This window comes from Megasphaera intestinihominis, from assembly GCF_040096415.1.
GTDB lineage: Bacteria > Bacillota > Negativicutes > Veillonellales > Megasphaeraceae > Megasphaera > Megasphaera intestinihominis.
The window spans coordinates 20,809-35,005 of the sequence record NZ_JBBMEU010000019.1; the positions used below are offsets into that span (position 1 = coordinate 20,809).

Sequence of the window (14,197 nt, forward strand, 5' to 3'; positions counted from 1 at the left end):
CTCCTAGGATTTATTCTGCATCAGGCGGCAAGATGCGGTATTTGATTTCACCTGCCGGTGCTTTGACGGTAACGATAGCCGGATTGGCAGCATCGATGACCTGGCCGAGGATGGCTTTCCCTACAGGAGATTCATTGGAAATGCGGCCGTTGAACGGATCGGCTTCTGCCGTACCGACGACGGTGTAATCGAAGCGGTCCCCCGTTTCGGCATCTTCCAGGATGACTTTGGAACCGAGGCGGACTTTATCCGAGCCATCATCGGTTTCCTTGATGATCTTAGCCGTGCGGATCTTGGCTTCCAATTCGGCAATACGGCCTTCGATGATGCCCTGTTCATTCTTGGCGGCATCGTATTCGGCGTTTTCGCTCAAGTCACCGAGGGCGATAGCTTCTTTGATGCGCTGAGAAATTTCAATGCGGCGGACCGATTTCAGTTCATTCAATTCATCTTTTAATTTCTGTAACCCTTCCTGGGTAATCAGCGTTTCGTTGGTCATGATATTCCTGCTCCTCCTGCGATATAATCACGTTTCAATATCATATCTTTAATTTATACCGTACTCTTAATTATATGCACATCCGTCCCTTGTGTCAATAAAACAGCTATGTCCCTGCCCGGCGCGCCTTGTCCATCATGTCGCGGACGATGGCTCGGAATTCGTCAGCCGAACCGGCCCGGTTGATGCGTTCGCGCAGGGCCGCCGAGCCATAGAGGCCGTGGGTATACCACGAGGCGTGGGAGCGCATCTCCCGGACGCCGATGTATTCACCTTTATAGGCCAGCAGGGCTTCAAAATGGGACAGCATCTGTTCATAACGTTCCATGGCCGTCGGCGGCGGCAGGACTTCGCCCGTCACCAAATAATGGCGTATCTGCGGGAAAATCCAGGGATTGCCCTAAGCGCCGCGGCCGACCATGACGGCACCGCAGCCGGTCTGTTCCATCAGGGCTGCCGCCGACGGGCCGTCGACGACGTCGCCGTTGCCGATGACCGGGATGGATACGGCATCGACGACGGCTTTGATTTTCTGCCAGTCCGCCTTGCCGCTATAGAACTGTTCCCGCGTCCGTCCGTGGACGGTGACGGCAGCGGCACCAGCCGCTTCAGCCCGTTTGGCCAGTTCCGGCGCCGTAAAAGAGGCGTCATCCCAGCCGGTGCGCATCTTGACCGTGACCGGGATGGACACGGCGCCGACGACGGCACGGATGACTTTCTCTGCCAGGGGCAGGTTCTTCATCAAGGCCGAGCCGTCGCCGTTCTTGACGACTTTCTTGACGGGACAGCCCATATTGATATCGACGATATCGGCACCGTCTTCTTCGACGACGGCCGCTGCCTGGGCCATGACGTCCGGGTCCGAGCCGAAAATCTGCATGGACAGGGGGTGTTCCCCGTCTTCGATGTGCAGCAGTTCTTCTGTATGCTGGTTGCGGTAGCGGATACCCTGGGAACTGACCATTTCCGCGCAGACCAGGGCCGCCCCATAGCGGTGGGCGATGACCCGGTACGGCGCATCACAGACGCCGGCCATAGGGGCCAGGATGACCGGGGCATCGAGCTCGACCTTGCCGATGGCAAAGGGCTTAACGGTTGCGGTCATAAATGATTCTCAACCCTTCCAGGGTCAGCATGGGTTCGACGACGTCGATGGCATCCGTAGCCGGAGCGACGATGACGGCCAGGCCGCCCGTAGCGACGACTTTAGCCTTACAGCCCAGTTCCTTGCGCATACGGGCGACGATGCCGTCGACTTGGCCGACGAAGCCATAGAAGACGCCGGCCTGCATACTTTCGACGGTATTGCGGCAGATGACCTTATCCGTGCGGACGACTTCGATACGCGGCAGTTTCGCCGTGCGCTGGACCAGGGCGTCCGTAGAGATGCCGATGCCCGGGCAGATGGCGCCACCGAGGTACGTCCCTTTCTTGTCGACAGCACAGAAGGTCGTCGCCGTGCCGAAGTCGATGATGATGACCGGGCCGCCGAATTTTTCATACGCTGCGACGGCGTTGACGATGCGGTCGGCACCGACTTCACGGGGATTGTCGTATTTGATGTCCATGCCCGTCTTGACACCCGGTCCGATGACCAGCGGCGTCAGGCCGAAATAGCGCTGGCACATGCGTTCCAGCGTGGGCATGACCGGCGGTACGACCGACGAAATGATGATGGCATCGATTTCATCGGAGTTGACGCCGTTCAAATAAAAGAGGTTGCGAATGAGGACGCCGTATTCATCGGTCGTCCGGAGGCGGTTCGTCGATACGCGCCAGTGGTCCATGAGCTCTTTTCCCTTGAAAATGCCCAGGACAATATTTGTATTCCCTACATCAATGACTAATAGCATAACTTTATCTCCTGCCTACTTTAAGTTGATAATACGCCTATTATAATAACAGAGTTTGCCTGTCTTGAATAGTCTTTACGGCTAAATTAAGCCGGACGGACATGAATATCCCCTGCCATGACGACTTCCACGCCTTCTGGCGTCGCGACGAGGAGATTGCCGTTCTCATCGATATCGACGGCTTTGCCGGAAAAGGTCTTGTCGATGGATGTGACCGTTACGTCCTGGCCCAACATGCAGGACAGGGCCCGCCATTCGGCCAGGACTGGGGCGAAACCGTCACGGCAGACGGTCTGGTACAGCCCTTCGATTTCCTTCAGCAGCGTTTCCAGCAGGGCCAGCCGGCTGACGCGGACGCCTTCGCGGGCAAAACTGGTGACGATGGACTGCAAATCCTTAGGCAGGTCCTCAGCGGTGATACCCGTATTGACCCCGATACCCATGATGATGTAATTGACCTTTTCCGCCGAACCGTTTAGTTCGGTCAGGATGCCCACCATCTTGCGGCCCTTGACCAGGATGTCATTAGGCCACTTGATGCCGCAGTCCGTCAGGCCGTGATGGCGGATAGCCCGGGCCACGGCGACGGCAGCCAGGAGGGTCATCTTGGAGACTTCCATGGGCGGGATATTAGGCCGCAGGATCAGGGAGAACCAGACGCCCTTGGCAAAAGGCGACAAGAATGAGCGGTTGATGCGTCCCCGGCCGCCGGTCTGTTCTTCGGCGACGACGATGGTCCCTTCCGGTGCGCCTTCATCGGCCAGCTTCTTGGCGACGTTGTTCGTCGAATCGACGCGTTCCCGGTAGACGATATGATGTCCCACGACTTTCGTCGAAAGCCCTTCTTCGATAGCCTGTTCCGACAGCAGTTCCGGCGCTTCGCGCAGACAATACCCTTTCTTGGTATACGACTCGATGACATAGCCCCGCTGTTTGAGGACGCGGATATGCTTCCATACGGCCGTCCGGGAAATCCCGAGCTGCTCAGAAATCTGCTGGCCCGATACGAATTCGTCCTTGTGCTGTATCAAAAAATCGAGAATGTCTTGTCTCATAGCAATCACCTCTGCCGCTGCCCCTGGCAGCATCCATTCAAAAAAAAGCGCTACTCCCTAGCGCATAACTCACCTATTCTATGTAGAAATTGTAACATAAACGATAACCCTGTCAAGGGGAGGTTAGGGTTAGTGGCTCGTGGAGAGCACCGCCAAATCCCAGGCGGGTCGCCCACGCGGCGACCCCTACTACAAACTGCAAACTTAATACTCAAAAAGGCGCTGTCTTCATGCGACAGCGCCTTTTTTCACTCTCTATTTTTCTTCGTCAGCCTTTTTTTCTTCTTCGTCCTTATCGGTCAGGCCTGTGGTCAGGCCGCCTTTGGGGACAGGGTTTCCCCAGGGGCTGATCTGTACTTCTGCCTGTTCGGCTTTGGGAGCTGCCGGTGCAGGTGCTTCTTCCTTGGCTGTCGGAGCGGCTTCGGAAACGGCTGCTGTGTCCGGTGTTTCGGCTTCTGCCGTTTCTGCCGGTGTTTCAGCAGTTTCTTTTTTAACGCCCTGCGGCCCTTCCAAGGTGCCGTATTTGACCAGGTTATCGACTTGCTGATGGTTGATCGTTTCGACTTCCATCAGGGCATTGGCCATATTTTTCAGCGTATCCAGGTGTTCCCGCAGCATGTGGAGCACGTCGGCATAGGCTTCCGATACGGTGTCGTGCATTTCCTTGTCGATGAGTTCGGCTACGCTTTCGCCGTAGTTGCGTTCGTGACCCAGGCTCTTGCCGAGGAAGACCTGGTCCTGCTGTTCGCCAAAGACCATGGGGCCCAGTTTCGGGCTCATGCCCAGGCGGGTGATCATCTGGCGGGCGATACGGGTGACGCTCTGAAGGTCACCGGAAGCGCCGCTGCTGATTTCGTTGAAGACGATTTCTTCAGCAGCCCGGCCACCGAGGGCGACGCGGATCTGGGCCAGGTAGTACGACTTCGTTTCATACGACCGGTCTTCTTCCGGCAGCATCATGGTATAGCCGCCAGCCCGGCCGCGGGGGATGATGGTGACCTTGTGGACCGGGTCGGCATCAGGCAGGAGATAGGCGATGAGGGCGTGGCCCGATTCGTGGACTGCCGTCAGGCGCTTTTCCTTATCGCTGATGACATGGCTGCGGCGTTCCGGACCGAAGCAGACTTTTTCGCTGGCTTCTTCCAGTTCAGCCATGTTGATGACTTTCTTATTAGCCCGGGCAGCCAGGAGGGCTGCTTCATTGAGCAGGTTGCCCAAGTCGGCACCGGTGAAGCCCGGCGTCTTCTTGGCGATGACGTCGAGGTCGACATCCTTGCCGAGGGGCTTACCTTTGGCGTGGACGTCGAGGATAGCCCGGCGGCCGCGCAGGTCCGGCCGGTCGACGGTAATCTGCCGGTCGAAACGGCCCGGACGGAGAAGCGCCGGGTCGAGGATATCCGGACGGTTGGTCGCAGCGATGGTGATGATGCCTTCGTTGGAACCGAAGCCATCCATTTCGACCAGGAGCTGGTTCAATGTCTGTTCCCGTTCGTCATGACCGCCGCCAAGGCCAGCACCGCGCTGGCGGCCGACGGCATCGATTTCGTCGATGAAGACGATGCAGGGCGCGTTCTTCTTGGCCTGTGTGAACAAATCACGGACACGGGAGGCACCGACGCCGACGAACATTTCGACGAAGTCGGAACCGCTGATGCTGAAGAAGGGGACACCGGCTTCGCCGGCTACGGCACGAGCCAGGAGGGTCTTGCCGGTCCCCGGAGGGCCGAAGAGGAGCACCCCTTTGGGTATCTTGGCGCCAATGGCATTATACTTGCTGGGGTTGCGCAGGAATTCGACGATTTCCGCCAATTCCTCCTTCGCTTCGTCTTCACCAGCAACGTCTTTAAAGGTAACCTTGATCTTACCTTCCCCGTGCATCTTGGCATGGCTCTTGCCAAAGTTCATGACCCGGCCGCCGCCGCCTTGGGTCTGCTGCATGATGAAGAACCAGATGGCAATGAGGACCAGGATTGGCAGGACTGCTGTCAGCATGTTCATCCACCACGAAGGCTGTTCGGGCGGTTTGGCGATGATGTTGACATCAGCATCGCGCAGTGCCGGCAAGAGTGCCGAATCGGTCGGGGCATAAGAAGTAAAAGAGGTTCCGTCTTTCAGCTGTCCGACGATAGCGTGGTCGGCTGTGATCTGGACGGCATCGACTTTTTTCTGCTGCACCTGACTCATGAAATTCGTGTAAGAAATTTCCGATTTATCTGTCTTACTGCTGGTAAAGGCATCTATGATCGATACGGCGACGATGATGATGAGTAAGTATAAACTTACATTCCGCACAAATTTACTCAAAATATGGCTCCTTTCACTTAGTTTATGATAATACTTTTTTATTCCAACCAATACAGTCTTATATTACCACACTTCTTCTAAAGCAACAACTACTTGGAATATACTTCTTCTTTCAAAATGCCAATGTACGGCAGGTTGCGGTAGCGGCTGTCGTAGTCGAGGCCATAGCCGACGACGAAGGCATCGGGGATTTCAAAGCCGTTGTAATCGACAGGGACTTCGACCTGGCGGCGGGCCGGCTTGCTGAGGAGGGTTGCCAATTTGACCGAGCGGGCACCCCGTTCCTGGAGCATGGGGACGAGATGGCTCAAGGTGACGCCCGTGTCGATGATGTCTTCGACGATGAGGACATCTTTATCCTTGACGTCGTTATCTAGGTCCTTGCGGATCTTGAGGACACCTGACGACGTCGTCGACGAACCGTAGCTGGAGCAGCTCATGAAATCGAAGTAGACCGGGCCGTCGATGCAGCGGGCCAGGTCGGTGAAAAAGGTGACGGCCCCTTTGAGGATGCCGCACATGAGGATGGTCTTGCCGGCATAATCTTTAGTAATCTGCGCACCCAGTTCGCGGACGCGGGCAGCAATCTGTTCTTCTGTAAATAAAATTTCTTTGATATCCTGATGCATCTTGTTTTCCTCCGTGAAAAAGTGAATTACCCCTGCCGTCCCCTGCGGGGAACGGCAGGACCCAGGCAGAGGGCTGTCCGGGTCGTATAAGCACAGGCCCGGCCGCACTGGAACTGTTTTCCAGCTCCTTTGGCGGCCAGGTCCCGTATCGTTTCAACATAATGAAAAGGCAGGTCCTGACGAGAGCCCGTCGCCTCCTGCCACAAGCGGCGGATGAGGCGCCGCTGCATAGCCAGCGGCTGGGCCAGCAAGCGCTTCTTGTCTAAAGCCGGTACGTCTTCGGGAAGGACGAGCTGCCCATAGAGTGTTTCGGCAGCGTCGTCCAGAAAGGCTTCGTCGGCCCTGACGATATCGGCCAGGCGGTTCAGGTCCGCCGTAATGGCCGGGTTATAAGCCTGCAGCTGCGGCAGCAGGTCCAGGCGTATCCGGTTGCGGCTGTAGCGCCGGCTGTCATTGGTTTCGTCGTGACAGACCGGAAGGTCCCGGGCCGCGGCATAGGCTGCCAGCTCCGCCTTGGTCACCATAAGCAGCGGCCGGATGATGTCGCCCCGCCTGGGCGCCATGCCGCAGAGGCCGTCGAGGCCGCTGCCGCGCAGGAGATGGAGCAATACCGTTTCGGCCTGATCATCGGCGTGATGGGCCACGGCAATGCGTTCGGCCCCGCAGGCCCGGGCCGTTTCCCGCAGGATGCGGTAGCGTTCGCGCCGGCCTACGGCTTCTTCCGACGCCTTTTCCCGCCGGGCCAGGGCCGGCACGTCGACGTACTGCCAGGCAAAACCGCAATGGCGGCGCACGGCTTCGCGCCGTACCAGGCTGACTTCTTCATCGGCCGCCCGGCGGATGCCGTGGTGGACGTAGCAGGCCGTCAAGGTCAGCCTATATAACGGGGCCAGGCGGCTCAGTATATCCAGCAGAGCCAGCGAATCGGGCCCGCCGGAGCAGGCGACGACCAGGGCCCTTCCCGGCTGCCACAGGCCGTGCTGCCTGCCGTAAGCGTCTACGCGGTCGACAAGGTTCACGACTGGCGGTCCCGGGAGTTCCAGGCCGCATCATGGAAGGAATGGCGGAAAAAGACGCCTTCCATGAGATCCCGTTCGCTGACGGTGATGGCCGGGATGTGATAGCGCTGGAGAAAGGACTTGGCAATGAGCAGGCCGGCGACGATGATGTCGCTGCGCTTGGGCTGCAGGCCCGGTACGTGGCGCCGTTCTTCCGGCGTCATGGCCTGGAGGCGTTCGATATGGCCGCACAGGGCATCATAGGAAACGCGATGGCCTTCGACTTTCTCTGCATCGTAGACGGCCAGCTGCAAGTCCATGGCCGCCAGCGTCGTCAGCGTCCCGCCGACGCCGATGAGCAGGTCCGGCTGGACCTGCATGGGCAGCCATTCCTGATAGCAGCGGTTTTCCAGATGGGCGACGGCCTGATGGCTCATAACTTCGCCCCGCGTAAAGCGCACAGCCCCCATGGGGTAGCTGTGGGACCAGCACAGGTCACCGCCGCGGCCGACGGCGACTTCACTGCTGCCGCCGCCGATGTCGATGACGGCTGCCGTCACATCGGGGCTGAGCGAGGCCGTAGCTCCAGTGAAGCTGAGCGACGCTTCTTCCAGGCCCGAAATGGCCCGGCAGTGCCAGCCGAAACGGGCCCGCACTTCTGCCAGGAAGGCCTGGCCGTCGATAGCTTCGCGGACGGCACTGGTGGCGACGGCACAGACCGGTACGCCTGTCAGCTGTTCTTTCCAGCCTTCCATGGCCGCAAAGGACGCTTCCATCCCTGCCGGTGACAAATGGTGTGTTTCATCGATATCTTTCCCCAGCCGCGTCGTCGCCAGTTCTTTCGGCGAAAAGATCCACGTGCCCGGGACTTCCTGCCAGCCCGTCATGAGTCGCAGGGAGTTGGAGCCGATGTCGATGACTGCATACTTCTGATACTCCATATCTGCTCCTTCCTGTAAACGTAAAAAGGCGCTGTCTTTGTGCAACAGCGCCCTTCTTTTTTACCTTCCGCTATTCAATACGCACTCAATCAGCATGGCGCGCACCGCGGCCGCCGCGTTTCGATTCCGTATTGCGCTTCAAATCCATCAGGCGTTCATCGCTTTCCTTCAGGAATTTGCTGAGCCGGTCTTCAAAAGACAGCGAGCCCGACGAACGGCGCGAATCAAAGCCGTTATGCTGGCGGAATTCATGTTTCTGCCGAAAATCGCGTTTCGGACGGAATTCTTTCTTTTCCGGCGCCGGCTGGGTCTGTTTGATAGACAGGGCAATTTTTCCCTTATCGTCTACAGACAACACTTTGACGTTGACCTTGTCTCGAACTTTCAAAAAATCATTTACATCTTTGACATACTCATTAGCGACTTCAGAAATATGTACAAGACCTACCTTCTTATCCGGAAGCTCTACGAATGCGCCAAATTTTGTGATTCCTGTAACGGTACCTTCCATCACACTGCCTACTTCGATTGTCATGCTGTTTTGATTTCCTCCTTGTAATATCAGCATTACTGCTAAACGTATAAAGCCATTATACTCATAAATGCCAAAAAATTCAATCATCAAAATACAAAATATAGGGAATCACGGCTTATAGGGAATTTCATCGGGCTTGGCCAGGCCGAACTGTTCGCGCGCTTCCCGGGCGATTTCATCGGGATCATTCAGCTTGTCACGCCGTTCGCGAAGGCGAAGATTTTCGTCCCGCAAGGTCTGTTCCTGCTGCAGGGTCCGGTTCATGTCGTCATGGATTTCCCACAGCCTGTAGAGGCGGACGCCGATGAGATAGAAGCCGGCGACGATGATGGCCACGAGAATAAGATTATACCAGCTCATCTGCCGGAGCCGGATGAGCAGCCCTGTACGGCGCTTCCGGGGGACCTTGCGGCGCTTCTTTCGGCGCCGAGGCTGGCGATACTGCTTGGTTTCCACCCAATCACCCTTTCTAAGAACAAGAGACTGAAAAAGTCTTACCCTATAGTATACCGTGCTTTGCTGGCAAGATAAAGTTTTTTTGTAAAATTCCTTTTAAAATGGGCGGCAGTTATATATAATAGAGGCACGACATTTTGTATCTTATCCGAGGGGGAACACGTATGCACTATGAAAAAATAACGACAGAAATCCTGGAAAAATTAAAGGCCATCGTCGGCCCGAAAGACGTCGTCACCGACGCCGACGCCATGCAGCCTTATTCCCATGACGAAGTGACCGACCCGGCTTACCATCACATGCCCGAAGCCGTCGTCTTTGCCGAAACAGCCCAGCAGGTCAGCGCCATCATCAAGCTGGCCAATGCCTGCCACTTCCCTGTCGTCCCCCGCGGGGCCGGCACGGGTCTGGCCTGCGGCGCCGTCCCGGAATACGGCGGCATCGTCTTGTCGCTGGAAAAGATGAACAAGATACTGGAAATCAATGAAGACGGCCTCTATGCCGTCGTCGAACCGGGTGTACGCACGTCGGACCTGCAGGAAGCGGCCGAAAAGAAAGGTCTCTTCTACGCCGGCGATCCGTGCAGCGGCGACTCGTGCTTCATCGGCGGCAACATCGCCACCAACGCCGGCGGCAACCGGGCCGTCAAATACGGGACGACGCGCCACCAGGTCTACAGCGTGGAAGTCGTCAACCCGACAGGGCGCATCGTCAACCTCGGCGCGCGCCTGCAGAAACAGTCGACAGGCTATTCCCTGGACCAGCTGGTCATCGGCTCCGAAGGGACCCTGGGCATCATCACCAAGGCGACGCTGAAGCTCCTGCCCAAGCCGAAGTACGCCCTCGACCTGCTGGCCATCTTCGACGACCGCCGCCAGGCCATGGGCGTCGTCACCAAAATCATCAAGGCCGGCATCACGCCGACGTGCGTCGAATTCATGGACAACATCACCATCAAGTCCGTCGAAAAATACCTCAATGAAAATCTCCAGGGCAGCGACAACGGCAACTACGTCATCGTCGAAGTCGAAGGGACCAGCGAAGACGACCTGGACGACAAGGCCGTCATCCTCGACGAAGTCTGCACGGAAAACGGCGCGTCGTCAGTCCTCGTCGCTGACCACAATAAGATCTGGCAGGCCCGCAAGGCCTTTGCCGAAGCCGTCCGCGCCGAAAGCCTCATCGTCTGCAAAGAAGACGTCGTCGTCCCTGTCGACCAGGAAGCGGCCCTCCTCGACGAAATCCTGCGCCTGGCCAAGAAATACAACCTGGTCACACGTATCGCCAGCCACGCCGGCGACGGCAACATTCACTTGAACATCCTCAAGAATGAAGATGCCACCTATGAAGACTGGGACCAGCGGGTCAAGGCCAACCAGCAGGAACTGTACAAATTCATTTATGCCCACGGCGGCCGCCTGTCCGGCGAACACGGCATCGGCTACAAGCGCAAGCATTTGATGGAAGAATTCACCGATCCCGGCGAACTGGAAATGATGAAGGCCATCAAGAAAGCCCTCGACCCGAACGACATCCTCAACCCGGGGAAAATCTTCGACGTCGACTAACTTGCAAAAATGAAAGTTACCTTGCAAAAATGAAAGTTACCGTGTATAATACATAACAGAACTGAATAAAACGTATATCTTCAGGGCAGGGTGAAATTCCCGATCGGCGGTATAGTCCGCGAACGCTACGGCGTAGGAGCCATTGGCTCGTGATTTGGTGCGATTCCAAAACCGACAGTATAGTCTGGATGGAAGAAGATGTGGCGTGCTGTTTCTGCAGCGTGCCTTTCCTTGCATGTCAAAGCCCTGTGCCTCATCGCCAGGGCTTTTTGAGTACCACCAACTATGGACAATACAGACTTTAAGGAGGTCTTTATTTTGACTACAGAAAAACGTAAATTCAACACTATCGAAGAAGCATTGGAAGAATTACAGGCCGGCCACGTCATCATCGTCACCGATGACCCGGACCGCGAAAACGAAGGCGACTTCATCTGCGCCGCCCAGTACTGCACGACAGAAAACATGAACTTCATGGCCAGCCACGGCAAGGGCCTGATCTGCATGCCCATGAGCATCGAATATGCCCATAAGCTCGGCCTGCCCCAGATGGTCAGCGAAAATACAGATAACCACGAAACGGCCTTCACTGTTTCCATCGACCACGTCGACACGACGACGGGCATCTCGGCTGTCGAACGCGCCCTGACGGCCCGCAAATGCGCTGAAGAATCGGCCCGTCCCGAAGACTTCCGCCGTCCTGGCCACAACTTCCCCCTCGTCGCCAAACGCGGCGGCGTCCTGACCCGCAACGGCCACACGGAAGCCACGGTCGACCTCATGCGCCTGGCCGGACTCAAACAGGTCGGCCTGTGCTGCGAAATCATGGCAGACGACGGCACGATGATGCGCACGCCGGACCTCTGGAAAATCGCCGACGAATACGGCCTGAAATTCATCACCATCCACGATCTCCAGAACTACTGCCGCCGCCACGATAAACACGTCATCCGCGAAGCCGTCGCCAAGATGCCGACGAAATACGGCGATTTCAAGATCTACGGCTACATCAACGACCTGACGGGCGAACATCACGTCGCTCTGGTCAAAGGCGAAATCGGCGACGGCAAGAACCTCTTGTGCCGCGTCCATTCTGAATGCCTTACAGGCGACGTCTTCGGCTCCCGCCGCTGTGACTGCGGTGAACAGCTGGCCGCTGCCCTGACACAGATCAACGCCGAAGGCCGGGGCATTCTCCTCTACATGCGCCAGGAAGGCCGTGGCATCGGCCTCATCAATAAACTCAAAGCCTATGTCCTCCAGGAACAGGGCTACGATACAGTCGAAGCCAACGAAAAACTCGGTTTCGCTCCGGACCTTCGCGAATACTGGATCGGTGCCCAGATTCTCCAGGACATGGGCGCTAAAGAAATCCGCCTGCTCACGAACAACCCGGAAAAAGTCTACGGCCTCGAAGGCTTCGGCGTCGAAATCGTAGAACGCGTCCCCATCGAAATGAAACCCCAGAAATTCGACGAATTCTACTTGGAAACGAAAAAGAATAAAATGGGCCACATCCTCCCCCATCTGCATTAAAAGCGAGTAAAAAAGGCGCTGTCGCATGAAGACAGCGCCTTTTTTAGCAGTGGCTCGTGGCTCGTGGTTTGTAAGAGCCGTCCTGAAAGCCTTTCTGGCCCACCAGGTACCGATAGGGTAGCTGCCAGAATGGACAGCTTAGCTGGCGGCCCGCCGATTTCCTTAATGTTCCTGCCGCAAGGTGAATTTGTCCTTGTGGTAATCGATGAGGCCTTCTTTTTTCATCTTGCTCAGTTCGGCCGATAAGGCGCTGCGGTCGACGGAGAGGAAGTCGGCCATCTGCTGGCGGTTGAAAGGCAGGACGAAGGTGGCCTTCCCTTTTTTCCGGGCCATGTCGGACAGGTAGAGCATGATTTTCTGGCGCGTCGAGCGCTGGGTCAGGTAGCGTATCTTTTCCGTAAGGAGGCGGTTCTTTTCGGCCATCAGAGCCAGGAGATTGCCTGTAAAACGAGCCTGGTCCGGCGTCAGGACCTGACCGGCATGGAGGATGTTGCCGACATAGACCTGCATGATGACCGCATCCGAGGCGGCGACGACGTCGACCGTCGCCGGCGCGTCAGGCAGACAGGCAAAGGCTTCGCCGAAAAAGAAGCCTGCCGGGATCTGGGACAGGATATTGCGGTTCCCCCAGTAATCTTCCTGGATGATGTGGACCGCCCCTTCCAGGACCAGTCCGATATAGGGGACGGCATCGCCGGAATAAAAGAGGAATTCCCCTTTCTCATATTTTTTCTTGCGTACCTTCAAGCGCTGCAAGAGCGGCAGGACATCGGCTTCGGCGACGCCGTGGAAGAGCGGCGACGTTTCAATGAGGGAAAGATATTGTTCCATGGAAAGACCTCCAAAAAAAGATGATAGTTGGAAAAACAACAGCTTATTTTTGCTCCATCGACTATACTTAGACCATAAAGGTCCCAAACCAGTTTGATGCATATACCACGATGGAGGAAATTATGATACGTAAAATTATACAGATTGATTCGAAAAAATGCAATGGCTGCGGCGCCTGCGCCACGGCCTGTCACGAAGGGGCTATCGCCATGGTCGACGGCAAGGCCCGCCTCATGCGCGATGACTACTGCGACGGCCTGGGCGACTGCCTGCCCCATTGCCCGACGGATGCCATCACCTTTGTCGAACGCGAAGCCGCTGCCTATGATGAAGAAGCCGTGAAACAGCACATGGCCGCCCAGGGACGGACCTACACCGGCCGCTGTCCCGGCAGCCAGGCCCGCAGCCTCGGCGAAACGCAGAAAAGGGCTGACGACGTTCCTGCCGGGCCGTCCATCTCCCGCCTGAGCCAGTGGCCGGTCCAGCTCAAGCTCGTACCACCCCATACGCCTTATTTCAACGGTGCCAGCCTGCTCATCGCGGCCGACTGTACGGCTTATGCCTACGCCCGCTTCCACGAAGATTTCATCAAGGGCCGCATCACCCTCATCGGCTGCCCTAAACTCGACGACATCGACTATGCCGAAAAATTGACAGAAATCCTCCGTCAGAACGACATCCACGACGTCACCCTGGTCCGCATGGAAGTCCCGTGCTGCGGCGGTCTGGAAATGGCTGCCAAAAGAGCCCTCGCACAGAGCGGCAAAGATATCCCCTTCGAGGTACGCATCATCAGCCTCGACGGGAAGATAAAAGGATAGTAAAAGGGGCTGTAACATAATAGCCTCATCGAAAAAAATGGACTCAGTTATCTGAGCCCATTTTTTTAAGCAAAAGAGGCCCCAAAGGGCCTCTTTTGCTGGTATAATTATTGTATGCTAAACAAAATCAACCACGTAAAGTATACCAAAACTTACACTCCGAGGCAACTC

13 protein-coding genes, 1 pseudogene and 1 riboswitch are annotated in these 14,197 nt (G+C 56.6%); of the genes and pseudogenes, 3 read left to right on the plus strand and 11 right to left on the minus strand.

The window, feature by feature from the left end:
* Positions 1-10: 10 nt before the first annotated feature.
* The 10 genes and pseudogenes from greA to WMO23_RS04615 form a co-directional block, all read right to left on the minus strand.
* Positions 11-499, minus strand: coding sequence for a transcription elongation factor GreA (gene greA / locus WMO23_RS04570; RefSeq protein WP_020311496.1), 489 nt, complete (start codon positions 497-499; stop codon positions 11-13).
* Between the two features lie 106 nt (positions 500-605).
* A pseudogene (gene dusB / locus WMO23_RS04575) lies at positions 606-1,604 on the minus strand (tRNA dihydrouridine synthase DusB).
* On the minus strand, positions 1,588-2,352 hold the full coding sequence (locus tag WMO23_RS04580; RefSeq protein ID WP_020311498.1) for a type III pantothenate kinase: 765 nt from the start codon (positions 2,350-2,352) through the stop codon (positions 1,588-1,590). The pseudogene dusB and the gene WMO23_RS04580 overlap by 17 nt, the downstream one beginning before the upstream one ends.
* Before the next feature lie 86 nt (positions 2,353-2,438).
* The gene (locus WMO23_RS04585) at positions 2,439-3,407 is read right to left on the minus strand and encodes a biotin--[acetyl-CoA-carboxylase] ligase (protein WP_349173346.1); all 969 of its coding nucleotides are present in this window, start codon (positions 3,405-3,407) and stop codon (positions 2,439-2,441) included.
* Positions 3,408-3,662: 255 nt separating this feature from the next.
* Positions 3,663-5,711: an ATP-dependent zinc metalloprotease FtsH gene (ftsH, locus tag WMO23_RS04590; RefSeq protein ID WP_349173347.1), complete on the minus strand. Its 2,049-nt coding sequence runs from the start codon at positions 5,709-5,711 to the stop codon at positions 3,663-3,665.
* Positions 5,712-5,800: 89 nt separating this feature from the next.
* The gene (gene hpt / locus WMO23_RS04595) at positions 5,801-6,340 is read right to left on the minus strand and encodes a hypoxanthine phosphoribosyltransferase (RefSeq protein ID WP_020311501.1); all 540 of its coding nucleotides are present in this window, start codon (positions 6,338-6,340) and stop codon (positions 5,801-5,803) included.
* 26 nt (positions 6,341-6,366) lie between these two features.
* A complete protein-coding gene (gene tilS / locus WMO23_RS04600) occupies positions 6,367-7,359 on the minus strand; it encodes a tRNA lysidine(34) synthetase TilS (RefSeq protein ID WP_020311502.1) in 993 nt (330 codons plus the stop codon).
* Positions 7,356-8,279, minus strand: a complete 924-nt coding sequence (locus tag WMO23_RS04605; RefSeq protein ID WP_292261776.1) for a Ppx/GppA phosphatase family protein — start codon at positions 8,277-8,279, stop codon at positions 7,356-7,358. Before WMO23_RS04605 ends, tilS begins: the two co-directional genes overlap by 4 nt.
* An 85-nt stretch (positions 8,280-8,364) precedes the next feature.
* Positions 8,365-8,814 carry a S1 domain-containing RNA-binding protein gene (locus WMO23_RS04610; RefSeq protein WP_014015111.1) on the minus strand — a complete coding sequence of 150 codons (450 nt, stop codon included), beginning with the start codon at positions 8,812-8,814 and terminating at the stop codon, positions 8,365-8,367.
* A 108-nt stretch (positions 8,815-8,922) separates the two neighbouring features.
* Positions 8,923-9,270 (minus strand): FtsB family cell division protein, encoded by a 348-nt coding sequence (locus tag WMO23_RS04615; protein ID WP_020311504.1) that lies wholly within the window; start codon positions 9,268-9,270, stop codon positions 8,923-8,925.
* A gap of 164 nt (positions 9,271-9,434) precedes the next feature.
* On the opposite strand from WMO23_RS04615, the gene WMO23_RS04620 reads away from it, so the two are divergent.
* Together WMO23_RS04620 and WMO23_RS04625 are read left to right on the plus strand one after the other, a co-directional pair.
* Positions 9,435-10,838: an FAD-binding oxidoreductase gene (locus WMO23_RS04620; RefSeq protein WP_292261768.1), complete on the plus strand. Its 1,404-nt coding sequence runs from the start codon at positions 9,435-9,437 to the stop codon at positions 10,836-10,838.
* Between the two features lie 72 nt (positions 10,839-10,910).
* Positions 10,911-11,042: riboswitch (FMN riboswitch) on the plus strand.
* Positions 11,043-11,156: 114 nt separating this feature from the next.
* Entirely contained in the window at positions 11,157-12,374 is a 1,218-nt protein-coding gene (locus WMO23_RS04625) for a bifunctional 3,4-dihydroxy-2-butanone-4-phosphate synthase/GTP cyclohydrolase II (RefSeq protein ID WP_292107654.1), read from the plus strand.
* A 162-nt stretch (positions 12,375-12,536) separates the two neighbouring features.
* On the opposite strand, the gene WMO23_RS04630 is transcribed toward WMO23_RS04625, so the two are convergent.
* Positions 12,537-13,205 (minus strand): Crp/Fnr family transcriptional regulator, encoded by a 669-nt coding sequence (locus WMO23_RS04630; protein ID WP_020311506.1) that lies wholly within the window; start codon positions 13,203-13,205, stop codon positions 12,537-12,539.
* A gap of 122 nt (positions 13,206-13,327) precedes the next feature.
* Here WMO23_RS04630 and WMO23_RS04635 point away from each other — a divergent pair, with 122 nt between their 5' ends.
* Entirely contained in the window at positions 13,328-14,026 is a 699-nt protein-coding gene (locus tag WMO23_RS04635) for an ATP-binding protein (RefSeq protein WP_292262233.1), read from the plus strand.
* Positions 14,027-14,197: the final 171 nt, after the last annotated feature.